General features: G+C 68.1%; 17 protein-coding genes. 15 read left to right on the top strand and 2 right to left on the bottom strand.

Annotation, left to right across the window (positions count from 1 at the left end):
* Positions 1-62 precede the first annotated feature (62 nt).
* The 7 genes from VGC47_10060 (at position 63) to VGC47_10030 (ending at position 6,241) form a co-directional block, all read left to right on the top strand.
* A complete protein-coding gene (locus VGC47_10060) occupies positions 63-1,724 on the top strand; it encodes a D-aminoacylase (GenBank protein HEX9855649.1) in 1,662 nt (553 codons plus the stop codon).
* A gap of 36 nt (positions 1,725-1,760) precedes the next feature.
* On the top strand, positions 1,761-2,522 hold the full coding sequence (locus VGC47_10055) for a 3-hydroxyacyl-CoA dehydrogenase (GenBank protein ID HEX9855648.1): 762 nt from the start codon (positions 1,761-1,763) through the stop codon (positions 2,520-2,522).
* Between the two features lie 65 nt (positions 2,523-2,587).
* Positions 2,588-2,878: an ATP-dependent Clp protease adapter ClpS gene (clpS, locus tag VGC47_10050; protein HEX9855647.1), complete on the top strand. Its 291-nt coding sequence runs from the start codon at positions 2,588-2,590 to the stop codon at positions 2,876-2,878.
* Positions 2,875-3,342 (top strand): DUF2017 family protein, encoded by a 468-nt coding sequence (locus VGC47_10045; protein HEX9855646.1) that lies wholly within the window; start codon positions 2,875-2,877, stop codon positions 3,340-3,342. The genes clpS and VGC47_10045 overlap by 4 nt, the downstream gene beginning before the upstream one ends.
* A 102-nt stretch (positions 3,343-3,444) precedes the next feature.
* Positions 3,445-4,815 (top strand): 8-oxoguanine deaminase, encoded by a 1,371-nt coding sequence (locus tag VGC47_10040; protein ID HEX9855645.1) that lies wholly within the window; start codon positions 3,445-3,447, stop codon positions 4,813-4,815.
* Positions 4,812-5,408, top strand: coding sequence for a nucleotidyltransferase family protein (locus tag VGC47_10035; protein HEX9855644.1), 597 nt, complete (start codon positions 4,812-4,814; stop codon positions 5,406-5,408). Before VGC47_10040 ends, VGC47_10035 begins: the two co-directional genes overlap by 4 nt.
* On the top strand, positions 5,405-6,241 hold the full coding sequence (locus tag VGC47_10030) for an LLM class flavin-dependent oxidoreductase (protein HEX9855643.1): 837 nt from the start codon (positions 5,405-5,407) through the stop codon (positions 6,239-6,241). Before VGC47_10035 ends, VGC47_10030 begins: the two co-directional genes overlap by 4 nt.
* A gap of 96 nt (positions 6,242-6,337) precedes the next feature.
* Here the strand turns inward: VGC47_10030 and VGC47_10025 are convergent, their stop codons facing one another.
* Complete coding sequence (locus VGC47_10025) at positions 6,338-6,883, bottom strand: helix-turn-helix domain-containing protein (protein ID HEX9855642.1); 546 nt, start codon at positions 6,881-6,883, stop codon at positions 6,338-6,340.
* 146 nt (positions 6,884-7,029) lie between these two features.
* Between VGC47_10025 and VGC47_10020 the strand changes: the two genes are divergently transcribed.
* The 4 genes from VGC47_10020 to VGC47_10005 all read left to right on the top strand — a co-directional run bounded on the left by VGC47_10020 (position 7,030) and on the right by VGC47_10005 (position 12,465).
* Complete coding sequence (locus VGC47_10020) at positions 7,030-8,832, top strand: acyl-CoA dehydrogenase (protein ID HEX9855641.1); 1,803 nt, start codon at positions 7,030-7,032, stop codon at positions 8,830-8,832.
* Between the two features lie 111 nt (positions 8,833-8,943).
* Entirely contained in the window at positions 8,944-9,462 is a 519-nt protein-coding gene (locus tag VGC47_10015; GenBank protein ID HEX9855640.1) for a nitroreductase family protein, read from the top strand.
* Between the two features lie 64 nt (positions 9,463-9,526).
* The gene (locus tag VGC47_10010) at positions 9,527-11,080 is read left to right on the top strand and encodes an OmpA family protein (protein ID HEX9855639.1); all 1,554 of its coding nucleotides are present in this window, start codon (positions 9,527-9,529) and stop codon (positions 11,078-11,080) included.
* Positions 11,077-12,465 (top strand): ABC transporter substrate-binding protein, encoded by a 1,389-nt coding sequence (locus VGC47_10005; protein ID HEX9855638.1) that lies wholly within the window; start codon positions 11,077-11,079, stop codon positions 12,463-12,465. Before VGC47_10010 ends, VGC47_10005 begins: the two co-directional genes overlap by 4 nt.
* A 60-nt stretch (positions 12,466-12,525) precedes the next feature.
* On the opposite strand, the gene VGC47_10000 is transcribed toward VGC47_10005, so the two are convergent.
* Positions 12,526-13,377 (bottom strand): SDR family NAD(P)-dependent oxidoreductase, encoded by an 852-nt coding sequence (locus VGC47_10000; GenBank protein ID HEX9855637.1) that lies wholly within the window; start codon positions 13,375-13,377, stop codon positions 12,526-12,528.
* Positions 13,378-13,449: 72 nt separating this feature from the next.
* On the opposite strand from VGC47_10000, the gene VGC47_09995 reads away from it, so the two are divergent.
* Genes VGC47_09995 through VGC47_09980 form a run of 4 tightly spaced genes read left to right on the top strand, consistent with a single transcriptional unit; the run spans position 13,450 to position 16,201 of the window.
* Entirely contained in the window at positions 13,450-14,607 is a 1,158-nt protein-coding gene (locus VGC47_09995; protein HEX9855636.1) for a homoserine O-acetyltransferase, read from the top strand.
* 9 nt (positions 14,608-14,616) lie between these two features.
* Entirely contained in the window at positions 14,617-15,387 is a 771-nt protein-coding gene (murI, locus tag VGC47_09990) for a glutamate racemase (GenBank protein HEX9855635.1), read from the top strand.
* Positions 15,384-15,905: a macro domain-containing protein gene (locus tag VGC47_09985; GenBank protein ID HEX9855634.1), complete on the top strand. Its 522-nt coding sequence runs from the start codon at positions 15,384-15,386 to the stop codon at positions 15,903-15,905. The genes murI and VGC47_09985 overlap by 4 nt, the downstream gene beginning before the upstream one ends.
* A gap of 53 nt (positions 15,906-15,958) precedes the next feature.
* A complete protein-coding gene (locus VGC47_09980) occupies positions 15,959-16,201 on the top strand; it encodes a hypothetical protein (GenBank protein ID HEX9855633.1) in 243 nt (80 codons plus the stop codon).
* The last annotated feature ends 165 nt before the right edge of the window (positions 16,202-16,366 follow it).

Genomic DNA, 16,366 nt, shown 5'->3' with positions numbered 1-16,366 from the left:
TCCCGGCATCGCTTCGTTGCGATGATGGGACGCAGGAACGGTTGGCGGGTGATAATGCCGCCATGTCGAGAGCGCCTTCCCCACATCTCGGCGCGACCGGGCCCTGGCTCATTCGAGGCGCCGACATCCATGACGGGTCGGGCCGCGACCCGGTGCGCGGCGACGTCCGCGTCGACGGCGCAGGCACCGTTGTCGAGATCGCGGCGGCGCTCCCACCGGCGGAGTCGGAGCGGGTCGTCGACGGCGCCGGCATGGCGCTGGCGCCGGGGTTCGTCGACCTCCACTCGCACTCCGACCTCTACACGGTGTTGCGCGACGGCGACGGAGCCCCGATAGGCGACGCGCCAAAGCTGCTCCAAGGTTGCACCGCCCAGGTGTTCGGCCAGGACGGAATGTCGGCGGCGCCCGTCCACGAAGGCGACATCGACGACTTCGGCCACTACATCGCAGGCCTCGACGGGCGCCTCCCTCGCGACAGGTGGACGTGGTCGACGTTCGGCGAATATCTCGCCGAGCTGCGCCGCCACTCGTCGACGAGGGCGATAGGGCTCGTCGGGCATGGCACCATCCGCCGATACGTGATGGGAATGGAGAGCCGTCCCCCGACCGCCGACGAGCTCGCCGCGATGCAGGAGGCACTGGCCGGGGCGCTCGACGACGGCGCCGCCGGGCTGTCGACCGGCCTGGTGTACGTACCTGCCGCCTACGCCGACACCGCCGAGGTGGCCGCGTTGTGCGAGGTGGCGGCGGCCAAGGGCAAGCCGTTCTTCGTCCACGTCCGCTCCGAGAGCGAGAACGTCGAGGAGGCGACGGACGAGGTCATCGATGTCGCCGCCGCCACCGGTGTTCACCTCCACTACAGCCACATCAAGACGGCCGGCCGGGCGAACTGGCCGAAGGCTCAGTCGCTTCTCGACAAGATCGCCGTCGCCCAGGGGGCCGGCGTCGCCATCACCGCCGACATCCACCCGTACACCGCCGGCTCGTCCACGGCGACGGTTCTCCTCCCGCCGTGGCTGCTCGAAGGCGGCCACGTTGCGGCCATTCGCCGACTGGCCGACCCGGCGGTACGACAGCGTGCCAGGCGCCAGCTTCTCGAAGACGTGACCGGGTGGGACAACTGGTTCCGCTTCTCGGGGGGGTGGGAAGGCCTCACAGTGGCCGACGCCGTCGACCCGAGCCTCGCAGGGCGGAGCTTCGCCGACATCATCCACCGATCGGGCGTCGCCGACCCGATGAGCCAGGAGGCATTCGATGCCGTCTTCGAGATCCTCGCTCGCAACGATCTGGCGGTGTCGCTCATCTCGTTCAACAACGTCGAAGAGAACGTGGCGGTGTTCATGGGCATGCCGTACACGTCGATCGGGTCGGACGGCGTCGTCAACCCCGGCGGGATGCCGCACCCGCGTCTCTACGGCACGTTTACCAGGGTGCTCGGCCGGTTCGTCCGTGAGCTCGGGGTCATGTCGCTCCGCGACGCGATCCACAAGATGACGGGAAGGGCCGCCGCCATCGTCGGGGCCGCCGACCGCCTCGGGTCGATCACGCCCGGACGCCCGGCCGATCTCGTCCTGTTCGATCCGGCCACCGTGAGGGACAAGGCGACGTACGAGCAGCCCCGGTTGGCTGGAGACGGGATCGAATCGGTGTGGGTCGGCGGGCGGATGGTCGTCTCAGGACAGGTGCTGTCCGGCGCCGTGCCCGCCGCCGAGGCGCCCTCCTAACGTAGCCGGGCCGTACCGAGAGAAGGGACTCGAAGCGTGGAGATCGCAGGATCGTCGGGAATCGTGACCGGAGGCGCCTCAGGTCTCGGGGCGGCGACCGCCCGCCGTCTGGCGGATGCTGGAGTCCACGTGGTGATCGTCGACATCCAGGACGAGCAAGGCGACGTCCTGGCGACCGGCATCGGGGGGGCGTACGTCCACGCAGACGTACGCCGGCCGGACGAGGTCCAAGCGGCCGTGGACGCCGCTTACGAGATGGCTCCGCTCAGGGTCCTCGTCAACTGCGCCGGAATCGGGCCGCCGCAGCGGACGATCAATCGCGACGGTTCACCGCACACGCTCGACCACTGGGATGCCGTCATCGGCATCAACTTGACGGGCACCTTCAACTGCATCCGGCTGGCGGCGGCCCGCATGGTCGGCAACGAACCGCTGGCGGACGGCGAGCGAGGCGCCATCGTCAACACCGCGTCGGTTGCGGCCTTCGACGGTCAGGTCGGCCAGGCGGCATACTCGGCGTCGAAGGGCGGGATCGTGGGCATGACGCTCCCCATCGCCCGCGACTTGTCATCGCGCGGCATCCGGGTGAACACGATCGCGCCTGGGATCATCGACACGCCGCTGCTCGCCGGCCTTCCCGAGGAGGCCCGCGAATCTCTCGGTCAACAGGTTCTCCATCCCAAGCGCCTCGGCACGCCGGAGGAGTACGCCGAAGTTGCGATGCTGCTCGTCACCCACAGCTACATGAACGCCGAGACGATCCGGATGGACGGCGGCATCCGCATGGGGCCGAAGTGATGCCGCAACTGTCGGCGCGTGCGGCGGGGCGCCTCGGGCGGCGGCCGCCTCCGAGGCGGTGACCGGTGACGACGACCGCTCCTGTCGAGGTCGAGCGACCCGAGACGGGGGAGCGCTCCGACATCGACCTGGGGTGGAACGTCGTCGTCTGGAACGACCCCGTCAACCTCATGAGCTACGTGGTGCTCGTCTTGCGCCGCCTGTTCGGGTACAGCGTCGACAAGGCGACCCGGCTCATGCTGCAGATCCACAACGAAGGCAGGGCGATCGTCTCCAGCGGCCCCCTCGAGCGGGCCGAGCTCGATTGTCACAGGCTCCACGGGTACGGACTGTGGGCGACCCTGGAGCGGGCGTGACCGCGCCGTTCGTTCTCGTCGGCGACACGGTGACCGTCAGGCTCACCGAGGCCGAGGTCGCCCTCCTGAGGCAGCTCCCCGCGCTGCTGGCAGGCGTCGGCCACCAGGTAGGCGACCCGGCGGCGCAGCGGCTCGACTACCAGCCGCACCCCGACGACCCCGACGCGGCGACGGCGTACGCCGACATGCTCGGCGACCGCCTCGAGCGGGAGCGACGCCACGACCGTATGGCCTTCGAGGCGTCCCTCGTCGGGGAGGCGATGCTCGACATCGAGACGGCAGACGCCTGGCTGAGGGTCCTCGGCGAGGCACGTCTCAGCCTGGCTGCCCGCCTCGGCATCACAGAGGACTGGCAACCGGACTCTCGGTCACGAGATCCGCAGATCATCGCGCTCAACTACCTGTCGTACCTCCAGGACGCCTTGGTCGATGCGCTGCTCGGGGGAGTCGAGTTGGAGGGTTGATCACGTTCCTGCGTCCCTCCATCGCATGAGCGCGACGTGGGGACGCAAGAACGGATGGGGGACCGGGATCGCCTCCTCGTTCAGCCATTAGCGTGGCCGCTCATGGTCTCGCTGCTCGTCAAGAACGCCACCGTCCTCGTCACGATGGACGACGAGCGGCGTGAGATCGCAAGCGGCGGCCTCTACGCCGACGATGGATGGATAATCGGCGTCGGGCCATCGTCCGAACTGCCTGCGACGGCCGACGTCGTCGTGGACGCCAGGGATCGAATCGTCATCCCGGGGCTCGTCAACACCCACCATCACCTCTCGCAGACGCTCACGAGAGCGATCCCGGCCGCCCAGGACGTCGGGCTGTTCGAATGGCTGCGCACGCTCTACCCCATCTGGGCACGTATGACGCCCGACGACCTGAGGTTGGCGACTCAGGTCGGTGTCGCCGAGTTGACGCTCAGCGGCTGTACCACGGTCATGGACCACACGTACCTGTTCCCGAACGGCTGCCGGGTAGACAACCAACTGCAGGCGGCTCTCGGCGTCGGCGTGCGATTCCACGCCTCCCGGGGCGCGATGAGCCTGGGCGCCAGCAGGGGCGGCCTGCCTCCCGACTCCGTCGTCGAGGACGAGAACTCGATCCTCGCCGACACCGCCCGGCTGATCGAGACATATCACAACCCGCAGCCGGGCTCGATGCGCCGCATCGTGGCTGCGCCGTGCTCCCCATTCTCGGTGACCGTCGATCTCATGCGCCAGATCGCCAAGCTGGCGAGACAGTACGGCGTGACGCTCCACACCCACATGGCGGAGACGAAGGACGAGGAGGACTTCTGCCTCGCCACCCACGGCATGCGGCCGATCGCTCTCGCCGAGAGCGTCGAGTGGGTGGGCAAGGACGTCTCATACGCCCACGCAGTGCACGTGGACGAGGCCGAGATCGGGCTGCTGGCGGCGACCGGGACGTGTGTGGCCCACTGCCCGACGTCGAACATGCGTCTCGCGTCAGGCATCGCGCCTGTGAGGCGCTACCTCGAGGCGGGCGTGCACGTCGGTATCGGCGTCGACGGCTCGGCGTCGAACGACGGGTGCGACCTGCTCGGGGAAGCCCGCCAGGCCATGCTGCTGGCAAGACTCGAAGCGTCTCCGGGGCTCCGAGGCGGCCGGCTCATGCCGGCGAGGACGGGCCTCGAGATGGCGACTCGGGGCGGCGCAGCCGTTCTCGGCCGCGACGACATCGGCTCGCTGACGGCCGGTAAGTGCGCCGACTTCGCGGTGTTCTCGCTCGATCGGGTCGAGTATGCCGGGGCCTTGCACGACCCGGTCGCCGCTCTCCTGCTCGCATCGCCGACGAGGGCCGAGGCGGTCTACGTACACGGGAGAGCAGTGGTGGACGGCGGCCGGCTCACGACCGTCGACCTCGACCGGGCGGTCCACCAGCACAATGCTGCGGCCAGGCGGTTGGTGGAGGCCACATGAGCGGCCGGGTCGCTGCAGTCGTCCTCGCTGCCGGGCTCTCGGAGCGGATGGGTCGGCCGAAGCAGCTGCTCCAATACCGCGAGACCACCGTGATCGATCACGTCGTGCAACAGGTCGAGACCTCGCTGGTCGACGAAGCCGTCGTCGTTGTCGGGGCGCACGCGCCGGCCGTGGTCGCCTCGCTCTCGGGGCGCGACGCTCTCATCACATACAACCCGCGCTTTCGCCAGGGCAACCTGACGTCCCTGCTGACAGGGATCGACGCCGCAGGTGACTGTGACGCCGTCGTCCTCGTGCTCGGCGACATGCCCGGGATCGACAGGGTCGCGATCGACGCCCTCGTGTCGGGGTGGCGCTCCGATCCCCACGAGATCGCCGTTACGAAGTATGACGACGGGATAGGCCATCCGTTCCTGCTGTCCGCCGTGGCGGTCGAGCGCATCGCGTCGCTGCAGGGCGCCAAGCCGCTGTGGGGCATGATCACCGGGCTCGACAGCGACCGACGGCTGTGCGTGCGGCTCGGCGGGCCGCAGCCGATCGATCTCGACACGCCTGCCGACTACGCGGCGTTGCTTGCCGCCGACCAGTCGTGACCACACGCCTCTCGTTCAAGACCGGATCGCACGCTACGGACTGGGAGTCCCTGCGCGCTGTGTGGCGGCGCGGCGACGAGTTGGATCGGCTGCACGCCGGCTGGGTGAACGACCACCTGTACAACCCGTTCTACCCGAACGGCGCCGAGACGACGCGCTGCTACGAGTCGTTCACGCTGCTCGCTGCGCTCGCCGTCGAGACGAGCCGGGTGCGCCTCGGCACGATGGTGGCGGCCAACCTGTTCCGCCACCCGGCATTGCTCGCCAAGATGGCGATCACGATCGACCACATCTCGGGAGGACGATTCGAGCTCGGAATCGGCGCCGGGTGGCACGAGGAGGAGCACGCTGATCACGGTCTCCTCCTGCATCCGGTGGCATCCAGGGTCGACGCATTCGAAGAGGCCGTCCAGATCGTCTCATCGTTGCTGCGCAACGAGACGACGACGTTCGACGGTCGGCACTACCGGCTGCACGATGCGAAATCCGACCCGGCGCCGATACAGGACGAGATGCCATTGCTGATCGGCGGCTCGAAGCCGAGGATGCTCCTCATCGTCGCCCGCCACGCCGATCACTGGAACGTCGACGGGAGCGACGCCCATCGATTCGCTCGCAGCCTCGCCGACCTGCGTGAGGCGTGTCGGCGGGTGGGACGCGACGAGAGCGAGATCGAGCGCTCCGTTCAGTTCTGGATCGGCAAGGACATCGGGAAGGCGAGAGCCAAGGCCGAGGCCCTCATCGAGGCGGGCGCCGAGCACCTCATACTCTCTTTCATCTCGGCGACCCCAGAGCTGCTCACGGAAACGGTGGAGGCCCTGGCCGACTTGTGAGGGCCGGGCTCCTCAGCGGCGACGATGAAGGGTGTTCTTGCGTACCTGTGCCGCGTACCTGCGATGGGGGGACGCCGGAAAGGATGGGCGCGACGGCTACTGGACCACGCGCCTGGCGTGCGCCGCGAAGTCGAAGGTGGGCTCGAGGAACCAGTGGAAGGCCAGCCCGTTGAGGGTGGCGAGCAGGATCTCGGTTCGGGCAGCCACCTCGGTGGCTTCCAGCGCCGGCTCGGCCCGGCGCATGGCGTCGGCGAATCGCTCGAAGCGCCTGCGGTGATGGCGCAAGAAGCGATTGCCGATCGTCGAGTCGGACTGTGACCTGCCCACTGCGATCTGTAGGTAGATCCGGGCCACGGCCGGGTCGCCCGTGATGAACGCGATGTGCGCCTCCACCAGATCCTCGACCGTGTCGGTGTGGAGCCCTTCAGGGTCGGGGTCGACCGCGTTGATCGCCTCTCCGACGACCCGCAGCACGACCTCCTCCTTCGAGTCGAAGAGGTTGTAGAAGCTTCCCGCCCTGACCTCGGCCTTGTCGCAGATGGCCTTCAGCGTCGTTCCTTCGAGTCCGACGTCGCCGAGCAGCTCTCGGGTGGCCGCGATGATCTTGCCCTCGGTCTCGATCCCGGCTCTGTAGCGCGCCACGGCACCTCCCCGCAGTCCCGCCAAGGGTAGCCGTTCCGACAGTTCTGGAACGTTCGCTCAAATTAGAGTGTAAACTCAAAATACAGACCGAGCTGGGGATGGAGTGCCGGTCTGCCGATGAACGAAGCGTCGGCCGAGGGATCGAGATGGGTCACTACAAGAGCAATCTCAGGGACATCGAGTTCAACCTCTTCGAGGTGCTCGATCTCGACGACTACCTCGGCAAGCCGCCGTTCGGGGACGTCGACCACGACGCCGTGTTGGATGCCCTTCGTGAGGTCGAGCGGCTCTCGAGAGAGGATTTCGCCGCCAGCTTCGAGGAAGCCGACCGCAACCCGCCCACGTTGCGAGACGGAGAGGTCGTGTTGCCCGACGCCGTCAAGAAGAGCCTCGACGCATACTTCGAGGGTGGCTGGCACCTCCTCGGCGCTCCGGAAGAGCTGGGCGGGTTCGGTGCCCCCGGGCTCGTCCGGTGGGCGACCCAGGAGATGCTCGTCGGCGCCAACCCGGCGGTGTTCTTCTACGTCTCCGGGATCCTCATGGCCGTGGTGCTCGGCCTGGTCGGGACGCCCGAACAGGTCGAGCGTTTCGCCAAGCCGATGATCGACCGCCGCTGGGGCGGAACGATGGTCCTCACGGAGCCGGACGCCGGGTCCGACGTGGGCGCCGGGACGACGAAGGCGATCCACGTGGAGGGGGAGACGTATCACCTGGAGGGGGTCAAGCGCTTCATCACCTCCGGCGACCACGACTACGCCGAGAACATCGTCCATCTCGTCCTCGCCAGGCGTGAGGGAGGCGAGCCCGGCACGCCCGGGCTGTCGATGTTCATCGTCCCCAAGTATCTGGTGAACGAGGATGGCAGCCTCGGGGAGCGCAACGGCGTCGTCGCCACCAACGTCGAGAAGAAGATGGGCATCAAGGGCTCGTCGACCTGCGAGCTCACGTTCGGGGCCGGCAGACCGGCGGTCGGCTACCTAGTCGGTGGCGTCCACACGGGCATCAGGCAGATGTTCAGGGTCATCGAGGATGCGCGCCTCCTCATCGGCTGCAAATCGGCCGCCACTCTCTCCACGGGCTACCTCAACGCCCTCGAATACGCCAAGCACCGGGTTCAATCTGCCGATCTCACCCAGATGCCCGACAAGTCGGCGCCCCGGGTGGAGATCATCCGGCACCCGGATGTGCGCAGGATGCTGATGCTTCTCAAGTCGCACTCCGAAGGCATGCGAGCGCTTCTCTACTACACGGCCTGGGCGAGCGATCAAGAGCGGATGCACCCGGAGGACGAGTCGTTCATGAGGCACGCCGATCTGTTGCTCCCGCTCCTCAAGGGCTACGGCTCCGAGAAGTCGTATGAGCTGCTCGGTCAGGCGCTCCAGGTATTCGGCGGCTCCGGGTTCCTCCAGGACTACCCGCTCGAGCAGTACATCCGCGACGTGAAGATCGACTCGCTCTACGAAGGCACCACGGGCATCCAGGCGCTCGACCTCTTCTTTCGCAAGATCGTGCGCGACCAAGGGGAGACCTTGCGGGGGACCACCGCCGAGGTCATGGAGATCGTCGACGACGGCCCCGAGGCGCTCCAGTCCGAGCGCCTCCTGCTCGGCGAGGCGGTCGAGCACGCCCAGGCTCACATCGGCGTGATGGTCGGGCATGCGATCGCATCGCAGTCCGACGCACCGGAGCTCTACAAGGTGGGGTTGCACGCCAACGCCCTCCTCGAGACGTTGGCCGAGATCGTGATCGCCTGGCTCATGCTTCGCCACGCCGCCGTGGCGTTGCGTTCGATCGACGGCGCATCGGCGTCGGACGCGAGCTTCTACCGAGGGAAGGTCGAATCCGCACGGTTCTTCGCCCATCACGCCTTGCCGAAGGCCCGGTTGCGCCGTGAGGCGGCGGAGCGTGAAGACGGCGCCCTCATGGAGATGCCGGACGCCGCCTTCTGACATTCGCATTCCGTTCTTGCGTACCGTGGTCGCACATGTGCGTCGCCCGGACGCCGGAACAGATGCGTGCGTCGCCCGGACGCCGGAACAGAATTGAGTACGCTCGCCGCGATGAAGAACGACATCTACCGACAGATCTTGGGGCTGCGAGCCATCCGCTCGTTTCGGCCGGACCCGCTCGCCGACGAGCACCTCGAAGCGATCCTCGAGGCGGGAAGGTGGACGGGGAGCGCCAAGAACGCGCAGAACTGGTCGTTCATCGTCGTCGACGAACCCGGCCAGAGAGAAGCGCTCGCAGGCTGCGGAGACTTCATGACCCCGGTCCGCCATGCCCCGCTGACCATCGCGCTCGTCCAGGAGCCGGACGGCTACGAGCTCGACACCGGACGCCTCGCCCAGAACATGATGCTCGCAGCATCCACGGTTGGCGTGGCGTCCTGCCCGGTTACCTTGCACCGCGACGGAGATGCCGCCGCCGTGCTCGGCCTCCCGGCCGGCAGGCGCTGCCGGTATGCCATCGCATTCGGCTACCCGAGCAAGGGCACCGAGCCGCGGCCGCTCGGAGGCCGCAAGCCACTCGCCGAGCTCGTCCATCGCAACCGCTACGGCACGTCAAGTAACCGAGCCTGACTGCCGATACTCACCCTCGAAGGAGGGGGTGAGTGCGGCGTCCGTGCAGGGACGCCCGGCACACATGCAGGAACCTCACGCGGCAGACACGCCAGACGCGGCGAGCGTCGACGAGTACGTCGAACGCATTCAGAGGCGTTACGAAGAAGCATCGGCGCGCGTCCTCGGGCCGACGCGCCATGAGCCGGACGTCCACATCGACGATCGCCAGGTCGAGGAGCTCGAGGTCAACGCGGTCGAGGGCCTGGCGGTGAGGCACCGCAGCCACCGCACGGACATGGCGGTTCCCGTGATCGAGCCCGCCGTCGTCGATGACGATGGGACGCTCTTCGAGCTCGATCCCGAGCCTGCTGCCGACGACGACGATGCTGCGCCACACGCCGAGCAGGACGAGCCCGCTCTCCTCGACGACCTCGAGGTCGCCTCGAACCTTGCGACGGATGCTCCCGCTCGTCCGTGGCCGCGGCCCGTCAACACCGACGTGCGGATTCCCGTGCGGCGCCCGATACGGCGTGCCCAACCCGAACCCGCCGACCCGAAGCGATTCATCGTCCCGTTCCTCGGCGTGGTGTTCCTGGGACTGGTCGCCATCTGGCTGGCCGCCTGGTTCGAGTCGGGCGCCGGCGACCCCGTTTCCGTGCAGGAGCGGATCGACCAGGCACTGGCGGTCCCCGAGTTCGCCGGCATCGCCACCCGAGTCGAGGACCGGACCCTCGTCCTCGTCGGCGTCGTAGCCGACGAGGAGCTCGTGGCGGCCGCCACCCGCGTCTTCGGCAGGATCCCGGGATTCGAGTCGATCGACAACCGCCTCGTCGTGTCGCTCGGAGCCGCCGTCGTGCGCTCCGACGCCGACATCCTGGCCGACGCACAGTCGACGCTCGATGCCAACGGGTTCACCCGCGTCGAGGCGACCGTCGAGGACCAGGTGGTCACGCTGCGGGGGACCGTTCGCACGACGGAGCAGGAGAGTCAGGCCGTTGCGGCCGTCGAGCGTCTCAACGGGGTCGCCCGAGTCGTCAGCGACCTCGAAGTCGTCCCGCTTCGTCCCCAGAGCGAGCTTGCAGCAGAGGCACGTGCGATCGTGGCGGCGAGCGGCTATTCCCATCTCTCGATCGAGGTCGAGGCAGACGTGGCCACCCTGTCCGGCGTCGTCGATCGTGCCGGTATCGAAGGGGGAGTCTTCGAGTCGGTCGAGCCGCTGAAGCTGCGATTGCTGGCGATCGACGGGGTCGGCGTCGTCCGTCTCCGTCTCCAGCTCAAGGGCGACGAGGGTCGCCTCCGTGAGGCCCTGGTCACCCTGATCGACGCCAGCCCGATCGTCTTCCCTTCTGCGTCGTCCGAGTTGTCGCCGGAGAGCCTCGCCGCCCTCGACGAGGCCGCTCGCATCATCCTTGGCCAGCCGGGACTGCGCGTGCTCATCGCCGGGCACACCGACGCGACAGGAGAGGCCGCGCCGAATGCCTCCCTCGCCCAAGGGCGAGGCGACGCGGTGCGCTCGTACCTCGTCGCAGCAGGCGTCCCCGCCAACCGGCTCTTCGTCGTGGCATACGGGGAGCTCTTCCCTGGCGAGCAGGGCGGCGACGCCGATCGGCGGGTCGAGTTCGAGGTCGGCCCGTGAGACGCCCGTGGGGCCTTCTTGCGCTCGTGATCGTCTCGGCAGCGTGCACGGGCGACACAACTCCTCCGACCACCGAGGCGGCGCTTCCTGCGGCGACGCAGCCGACAATCGCTCCCAGCCAGACGGCCACCACCTCTCCCGCGACACCCGAGATCAGGGCGGACGGGGTCACCGTCACCGACGACACGATCTATCTCGGCGTGCTCGCCGACCTCTCCGGGCCGTTCAGCGGCCTGGTGGTCGATATCGTGGACGCCCAGTTGGTGTTCTGGGCCGACCTCAACGAGCGCGGTGGGATCGCAGATCGCCAGATCGAGCTGATGGTGTCCGACACCGGGTACGACGTCGCACGGCATCGGCTGAAGTACGAAGCATTGCGCGACCACGTGGTGATGTTCGCCCACTCGACCGGATCGCCGCACACTGCCGCCATCGCCGACGACCTCGTCGCCGATCACCGCCTGGCGACCGTTGCCACGTGGTACTCCGGCTGGGCCGACCCGGTGCTTGGTGCCAACATCCTCGAGACCGGCAGCAACTACTGCTTGGAAGCCATGAACGCCCTCACGTACATCGCAGAGGAGCAGAGGGCGCAGGCGGGAGCCTTGCCGCAGGTAGCCATCGCAACGGATGCCGGCGACTATGGGCAGGACTCGGCAGCAGGTGCCAAGCACGTGCTGGCGTCGCTCGGCGCCGAGGTGGTCTTCGACGGTGAGGGGGCCATCTCGTCGAGCGCCGATCTGGCCGCCATCGGCGCCGGCATCGCGCAGAGCGGCGCCGATTGGGCCTGGCTGGCGACCGATCCGACGTCTTCCGCGGCCATCGTCAGGGCGGCCATCCAGCAGGGCTACGCGGGTGAGTGGTCGGGGGCGATGCCGTCGTTCTCGGCGCGCCTGCTCGACACCGCGCTCGGCGACTACCTGTCGCAGACCTGGCTCATGTCAGCGCTCTTCACTCCGATCGGTGCAGACGTCGAGGGTATGGGAGACGTCTACGACGTGCTGGCGGACGCCTTCCCAAGCCGCTATCCGAGCGATGCGCTCGTGAAGGGCTACCTGGAGTTCTCGGTGGTTCGCTCCGTGCTGGAGCGGGCAGCCGAGATCGGCGACATGACTCCCGAGGGGCTCGAGGTGGCGGCGGGCTCCATCGGGTCGTACGTGTTCGACGGACTCTCGCCCGCCAACGTGTACGCCGGCAACCCGAACGACGCCGTCACGCGGGCCTCGGCGCTGTATCGCCCTTCGAAGCAGCTCTTCGACCAGGCGGGCGGCCTCGGAGCGAGCCTCGGTGCCGGAGCGGCGTCGCCTTTCGTGTCCGTCGAGGGCTTCTTCGTCTCTCCAGCCGCAGCGGACTACACGTTCGAGGGTCCCTGCCACACGTTGTGATCCCGTTCCGGCGTCCTCGCATCGCAAGGGTGCGACAGGGGGACGCAGGAACGGAAGAGATCAGCGGCGATCGGCCGGCCGACCGAAGGCCCGTCGCACAGCGGCATCCCAGACCCGGTCGGGGACGAGGTCGCGGGCCGTCAAGAGCACCTTGGCCGATGCGGTCACTCGATACCTCGTTCCGGGGTGTTTCGCCGTGATCGCCTTCTCGATTGCGGCGGCGACGCGGTCGGCATCGCCTCCCCACCGGCTCGCCGTCCCATCCGGGCCGTACGCCCCGACCGAGACGGCGTGGACGCTCGCAACGAAGTCGGCGTAGGGGCTGTCCTCGTCGATGTCGATGTGCTCGGTGATGCCGTCTGCGAACCCGGTGCGGATGAGGCCCGGTTCGATGACGATCGTGTCGATGCCGAAGTCGCGCACCTCGAGCCTCAGGGCGTCGCTGAGCGCCTCGATGGCGTGCTTGGCGGCGTGGTAATAGCCCGCGCCGGGGAACACGAGGCGCCCGCCGATGGACGACAGGTTGACGACCTTGCCCCACCGCTGGGCGCGCATCCCCGGGAGAACCCGCCTGATCAGATGGATCGGGCCGAACAGGTTCGTCTCGAACTGACGCCGGATCTTGTCGTCCGTGACCTCCTCGATCGTACCGCTCTGGCTGTACCCGGCGTTGTTGACGAGGACGCCGACTGCGCCGTGGTCGGAGACGACGGCATCGACGGCGGCGTCCATCGAATCGCGGTCCGTCACGTCGAGGCGAAGCGGGGTGGCACCTTCCTCCTCGAGGGCGGCGAGGTCCGCCACGTTGCGGGCACTGGCGTAGACCGGCCATCCGGCCCTTACCAGCCGCCTGGCCGTTGCTTCACCGATCCCGGACGAGCAGCCCGTGATCAACACGGCCCTGGACACCATCGTTCGAGCGTAGCGACCCACCGGCCGCCTCCGAGGAGCCGATTACCCTGTTGCCGTCTCCGGGAGGGCAGCATGCCGGAAGGCGTCGGCTCGGTAAGCACCAAGTTCTTCACGTTCGGCTCCGCCGACCGTCCGTTCGTGCTCATGAACGGGGCGGCGCTGCCCGAGGTGACCCTGGCGTACGAGACGTACGGAGCCCTCAACGAGGCCAGGGACAACGCCGTCCTCGTGTTCCACGCTCTCACAGGCAGCCACCACGCCGCCGGGCACAACCCGTCGCTCCCCGAGGTGGGAACTCGCTGGACCGAGGAGTATCACGTCGGGTGGTGGGACGACTTCATCGGGCCGGGGAAGGCGGTCGACACGGACAAGTGGTTCGTCATCTGTGCCAACTACCTGGGCGGCTGCTACGGCTCGACCGGCCCGACCTCGATCGATCCTGCGACGGGAGTCCCATACTCCTCACGATTTCCGAGGGTTCGGTTCGGCGACATGGTCGACACGCAGGTCGAACTGGCGCGCAGCCTCGGCATCGAGAAGCTCCATGCGGCCATCGGCGGTTCGACGGGGGGCTTCATGGTGCTGTCGCTCGCCACTCGCTACCCCGACTTCGTCGACGTCGCCGTCCCGATCGCGTCCGGTCTGCGCACCACGTCGCTGCACACCCTCCTCAACTTCGAGCAGATGAACGCCATCTACGCGGATCCGGACTTCAGGGGTGGCGACTACCACGTCGAACGTCCTCCGAACCGCGGGCTGGCGCTGGCGAGGATCATCAGCCACAAGAGCTTCATCTCACTGAAGGATCTCCGCCTGCGAGCCCGCGACGAGGTGATCGAGACGTCCGACCAGCCGGGCGCGCTGCCGATCGAGCACCCCCTCGAGTCGTACATGTGGCACCAGGGCGCCAAGTTCGTCGACCGCTTCGACGCAAACTCCTACCTCAGGATCGTGGATGCGTGGCAGAACTTCGATCTCGTCACCGAAGCGGGGGTCGAGGACATGTCGGAGGTGTTCGTCGCCTGCAAGCACCAGCGCTACCTCGTCTTCTCGATCGACTCGGACGTGTGCTACTACCAGGACGAGCAGCAGGAGATGGTCGAGTACCTCGAGACCGCCGACGTGCCCAACCGTTGGATCACGGTCCACTCGGACAAGGGACACGACTCGTTTCTCCTGGAGCCGGACCTCTACGCCCCGCACCTGGCGAACACGCTGTCGGGCTGGTGAGCGGCGCCCGTGGCGACCATCGGAGTGTTCGACTCAGGCGTCGGAGGCCTCTCGATCCTCGACCAGATACGCGTCCAGCACCCTTCTGTTCACGTGATCTACCTCGCCGACCAGCGCCACGCCCCGTACGGTGAGCGCACCCTCGCCGAGGTACGGGCCAGGGCGGTCGCCGTCAGCACCTTCCTCCTCGGTCGAGGCGCCGAAGCGATCGTCGTGGCATGCAACAGTGCATCCGCTGCTGCCTTGCATCATCTGCGCGCCCGGTTCTCGCCCGTCCCATTCGTCGGCATGGAACCGGCCGTCAAGCCCGCCGCAGCCAACAGCTCCAAGCGAGTAGTCGGCGTGCTGGCCACGACGGCGACGTTTCAGGGTGAGCTCTACGCCTCGGTCGTCGATCGCCACGCCGCCGGTGTCCAGGTGATCGCCGTCCCCGCCCCGGGGCTGGCGGCTGCCGTCGAGGAGGGTCGCGACGAGCTGGCGGGTGACCTCCTCGTCCGGTACCTCGAGCCGCTGCTTGTCGCCGGCATCGACAAGCTGGTGCTCGGTTGCACCCACTACCCCTTCATCGCTCACCTCATCGCAGAGGTGCTCGGGCCGGACGTCGAGCTCGTCGACCCCTCCGGCGCGGTGGCCAGGCAGCTCGGGAGGCTCGTCGACACCGCCGGGGTCGGAAGCGGCTCCGTCGAGTACCTCACGACGGGTGACGCCGGGAGGTTCGGCGAGCAGCTGCGCCGGCTCGTAGCCGGCGGCCCCGAACCGGGATGGGTGACGATCCCATGACCACCACGGTGATCCGGGTCGTCCAGGGCGATCTCACGACACAGGACACAGACGTCATCGTCAACGCCGCCAACGAGCAGCTCGCCCACGGGGGCGGGGTAGCGGCCGCCATCGTGCGCGCCGGGGGTGACATCGTGCAGGACGAGTCCGACCGATGGGTCCTCGAGCACGGCCCCGTCGGTGCCGGCAGCGCGGCGGTGACCTCGGCCGGGTCGATGCCGGCCCACCACGTCGTCCACGTCGTCGGCCCTCGATACGAACCTGACGGGGACAACGCCCGATTGCTCGCCCAGGCCGTCGCGACGGCGCTCGACGCCGCCACCGCTCACGGTGCTCGCACGGTGGCGCTCCCTGCCATCTCGGCCGGGGTCTTCGGGTATCCCCTCGTCGAGGCGACCGCAGTCATCGCGTCCGCCACCATGCGGTGGGTGAAGAGCCACCCAGAGGCGCTCGACGAGGTGCGGCTCGTGGGACACGACGGCGACGTGGCCGGGGCATTCCTGGCGGCGCTCGACTGATACGCCCGGGTCCCGCTGATTCCACGCGCCTCCCGCCGTTTATCGACTTCGACATGCGGGTACGACTCTCGATTCAAGCATTCGAGAAGGGGACACCCATGTCCGATCACATCGACTATGACCACCTCCACGACCCGATCATCGTGGAGCGTCCGCCGAGCCCGATGGGGGTCATCGTCGCACTGCTCCTCGCGCTGGTGATCGCCGGTGCCGTCTGGCTGCTCTTCCTCGCCGGCGACGAAACCCGTGACCAGGTCGTGCCCGACGACGTCGACGTCACGGTCGAGGAGAACTGACTCCCACGGGCCGCGCACGCCAGAACTGAGCCGAAGGGGCTCGCAAGGGTCGCGGTTCGGTCCCGGATCCCGCCCCGGGACCGTTCCGCGTCAGCCTCAGCGGTTCGACTGGTGGCACGGTCCTACGTAGGCTCGCGGTGATGAGCTCCGGCCTCCCCCGGCGCC

The organism is Acidimicrobiia bacterium (assembly GCA_036396535.1).
Lineage (GTDB): Bacteria > Actinomycetota > Acidimicrobiia > Spongiisociales > UBA5794 > DASWKR01.
The sequence above is the reverse complement of the archived record's forward strand: the minus strand, read 5'-3'. Positions and strand labels throughout refer to the sequence as shown.